Origin of the sequence: Nocardiopsis lucentensis DSM 44048 (assembly GCF_000341125.1) — a bacterium.
GTDB lineage: Bacteria > Actinomycetota > Actinomycetes > Streptosporangiales > Streptosporangiaceae > Nocardiopsis > Nocardiopsis lucentensis.
On sequence record NZ_ANBC01000878.1, the window covers coordinates 1 to 2,949 of the forward strand.

General features: G+C 72.1%; 2 protein-coding genes and 1 pseudogene. All 3 read right to left on the reverse strand.

Annotated elements, in window-relative coordinates:
- Positions 1 to 397: pseudogene (locus D471_RS36980) on the reverse strand (ATP-dependent helicase); the annotation flags it as partial.
- A 67-nt stretch (positions 398 to 464) separates the two neighbouring features.
- The gene (locus tag D471_RS0130165; RefSeq protein ID WP_017602060.1) at positions 465 to 1,871 is read right to left on the reverse strand and encodes an MFS transporter; all 1,407 of its coding nucleotides are present in this window, start codon (positions 1,869 to 1,871) and stop codon (positions 465 to 467) included.
- 8 nt (positions 1,872 to 1,879) lie between these two features.
- The gene (locus D471_RS0130170) at positions 1,880 to 2,704 is read right to left on the reverse strand and encodes a glycerophosphodiester phosphodiesterase (RefSeq protein ID WP_017602061.1); all 825 of its coding nucleotides are present in this window, start codon (positions 2,702 to 2,704) and stop codon (positions 1,880 to 1,882) included.
- Between the last annotated feature and the right edge of the window lie 245 nt (positions 2,705 to 2,949).

Sequence of the window (2,949 nt, forward strand, 5' to 3'; positions counted from 1 at the left end):
GCACCAGGGCCGGACCCACGCTCAGACCGTCGGGCGGGGTGTCCAGGGTCGCCAGCAGGGACTCAGCGGTCCTGGTGCTGAGGAACAGCGCGGGGACCCGCCAGGGCAGCAGTCGCCCGGGAGCGCCCTCGGGGGCGTCGGCGGCCTCGACGGAGTGCGACGGCGCGCGGTCGTCGCCGGGCAGGGCGAGGAGCAGGTCGTCGGCGGTTCCCTCGGCGGCCGCCCGGCCGTCGCCCAGGGCGCCCAGCGGCTCCCTCAGGTCGGCGGCGGCCACGGCGAAGGGGTGCCGCCGCGGGCCGTCGGTGCGCTCCCGCCCGGGCGGAGCGGTCGCGGATCGGGGCTCCTCGCCCCACACCGCCAGCGCGTCCCCGACCCACACCCCGTGCAGTACCCGCACCACACCTCCCCGTCCACAGACCACGCCCCAGTATGGCCGCGGCCGACGACAGGGCGGGACCACCGCCTCACAGGCGGCTGGGCACCTCGTTGCCGACCGCCGCGATGCCCTCACGCATCCGCGTCCGCCACAGCAGGACGGCGCCCAGGAGGAAGAAGAGGATGAGTGAGAGGATCGCCATCCGGTAGCCGCCCGTGAGACTGACGGCGATCGTGATGGCCAGCGATCCCAGGAACGTCGACCCCCGGTCGGAGATCTGGAACAGGCTGAAGTACTCCGCCTCGCGGCCCTTGGGGATCAGCTGGGAGAACATCGACCGGGCCAGTGACTGGGTGCCGCCCAGCACAAGCCCGATGCCCACGCCCATGGCCACGAACAACGGCACGTTCCCCACGGGCAGGAAGTAGGCCAGGGAGACCAGTGCGCACCACACCGCCAGCGATCCGAGCACCGTCGCCTTGGTACCGACCACGCGCGCCACCCGCCCGGCGAGGAAGGCGCCCACGAAGGCGACGAACTGGATGACCAGGATCGTCGCGATCAGCGCGCTCTCGTTCAGCCGCAGGTCCTGGCTGGCGAACGGCGCGGCGTAGCGGATGGCCGCCTGGATGCCGTCGTTGAAGAAGATGAACGCCAGCAGGAACAGGATGGTGTTCGGGTATCGGCGCATGTCCCGCAGGGTGTGCCCGAACTGGCGCAGTGACTGTCCGACCCTCGGCCGTCCCCGCGATCCCAGGGCCAGCGCGCCGTAGCGGTCGCGCAGCGGGCGGACCGCCAGGACCGTGAAGCCCGCCCACCACAGGCCGACCGAGGCGAAGGCGATCCGGACGGCGTGGTCGGTGCCGATTCCCAGCGAGTCGGCGGACAGGACCAGCCCCAGGTGGACGGCGAGCAGCAGGGCACCGCCCAGGTAGCCGATCCCCCACCCGGTGACCGACACCCGGTCGCGCTCGTCGGGGGTGGAGATCTCGGGCAGGAACGCGTTGTAGACCACGATCGACAGCCCGTACAACACGTTGGCCAGCACGAACAACGCGGCGGCCACGTGGTAGCCCTCGGTGGCCGCGTACAGGCCCGCCGTGCACGCCGAACCGCCCGCGGCCAGCCAGAACAGCCACCGCCGCTTGTGCTTGGACTGGTCGACCATCGCGCCGACGACGGGCAGCAGGAGGATCTGGAGGAGGATCGCCACGGTGGTCAGCGCCGGGTAGAGCGCGTTCGGGTGCAGCGTGACCACGTCCACGCCCAGCGGCGTGACCGACAGCGAGGGGTCCTGACACGACTCGGCGTCCGGCGCTCCCGCCGAGACGCACGCCAGGTTGCTCATGTAGGGGCCGATGAGGACGGTGACCACCGAGGTGATGAACACCGAGTTGGCCCAGTCGTAGACGTACCAGCCGCGCTGCTCGCGTCTGCGCTGGGCGGCGTCGGGGGAGGGGGAGCCTTCGATCGTCGGCTCCGGGGCGTTGGCCATGGGGGACGTTATCCGTTCTTCAGCGTGCTGTCGGTACCGCGTGCGGGGGCCCTCCACCGGCCGCGCTGGGACAGGATCCGCCTGAGCCCGACGGTGTTGTCGGTGACGATCCCGTCCACCCCGGCGTCGAGTAGGCGGTCCATCACGTTCGTGTCGTTGACCGTCCACACGTGCACCTGCAGGCCCAGGCGGTGCGCGGTGCGGATCAGGTCCCGGCTCAGTACCGGGAACGTGCCGTGCCACAGGGGGATCTGCGCGCACACGGGTACCCGGCTGGCCAGGGCGCGCAGCAGCGGGGACAGCGAGGCCACTCGCAGGCGCGCCACGTCGAGCGGACCGCAGGAGGTGGCGACGGGGCGGTCGAACAGGCGCCGGGCGTGGTCGAGGCGGAACTGGTCGAAGGAGCCCACGCACACCCGGTCCCAGGCGTTGGTGCGGCGCAGGACCTCGCGCATCGGCAGGACGGCCGCGTCCGACTTCAGGTCGATGTTGAACCGCGCGTCCGGCCAGGAGCCCAACAGGTCCTCCAGCACCGGCACCGGTTCGCGTCCGGCGACCCGGGCCCGCGCCACCTCCCGGTAGGGCAGGTCGCCGATGGCGCCGCTCATGTCGGTGGTGCGGTCCAGCGTGTCGTCATGGAAGGCCATGAGGACGCCGTCGCCGGTGGCGTGCACGTCCGTCTCCAGGTAGGTGTACCCGAGGTCGATGGCGTGCTGGAAGGCCACGGCGGTGTTCTCCAGCTCGGTGCGCCGGCCGCCCTGGTCGTCGGTGAACCACCCGCCCCTGTGCGCGAGGGCCAACGGGGTGGGGGAGGAAAGGTACGCGTTGGTCACACTGGCAGTATGCCGTCTGTGCGGAACGGGCCGTTCCCCGACCGGATGGCGCCGTGACCAAGAAACCTGGAATTCCCGGTGGCGCGTCGGCGTCGTCGGACCCTCCGAGTCAGGGCGAGCAAGGCGCACGATCTCTCTCGGAAGGGACCCCTCCATGGCCCACGCCGCCCGACACCCGCTGTGCCCGCGCCCCGCCTGCCACCACGGCCACGCCCCGACGCACCGGCTCCCCCCCCCCCCCACGC

What these genes read in the sequence shown, in the direction of transcription:
- D471_RS0130165 (WP_017602060.1), bottom strand. Translation starts at nt 1,871, where the DNA reads ATGGCCAACGCCCCGGAGCCGACGATCGAAGGCTCCCCCTCCCCCGAC.